Below are 654 nucleotides of genomic sequence, written 5' to 3' on the forward strand. Positions count from 1 at the left end.
ACGCTGGACGTTCTCAAGAAGATGGGGACGACCAAAGTCGAGGCGGTCGTAACCGACTGGGGCTCGCTGGTCCCGGGCCTGCAGGCTGGTCGCTTCGACATTATCACGGGCGGCATGTGGATCAAGCCGGAGCGCTGTCGCAACGTGCTGTTCAGCGAGCCGATCGCCGTGAGCAATGACGCGATACTCGTGCTGAAAGGCAATCCGGAAGGACTGCATTCTCTCCAGGATGTGCTAGACAAGGGACATACTCTCGCCCTTATGACAGGCACCACCGCAGTCGAGTTGGCGAAAAAGTTAGGCTTTGCCGACGATAAGGTCATGCAGGTCGCAGGGCCGCCGGAGATCGCACAGGCTGTAAAGTCCGGTCGCGCCGCCGCTGGGGCGCTGTACAGTCTGAACGCGTATACTCTTGCCGAGAAGGATCCCAGCATTGAAGTGGCTGACCCGTACACCCCGCCGGGCCCCAACGAACATCCCGCCATCGCCTTCCCGCTGAACGAGCAGGCTGCGGTCGACGCCTTCAACGCCGCGCTGAAAGACTATGTTGGCTCGGACGAAATGATGGCCTCGGTCAGCAAATATGGCTACACCAAAGCGATGCTGCCGGACGGCAGCAAAACCGCTGACCTCTGCAAGGATTGAAACAATAGG

The 654-nt window shown here is 59.8% G+C and carries 1 protein-coding gene; it reads left to right on the forward strand.

From position 1 onward, the window contains the following. Positions 1 to 645 (forward strand): transporter substrate-binding domain-containing protein (locus ACWUKX_RS31005; RefSeq protein ID WP_456010463.1); only part of this gene is annotated, 645 nt, incomplete at its 5' end. Between the last annotated feature and the right edge of the window lie 9 nt (positions 646 to 654).

The sequence above is a fragment of the Mesorhizobium sp. f-mel genome, assembly GCF_053850215.1.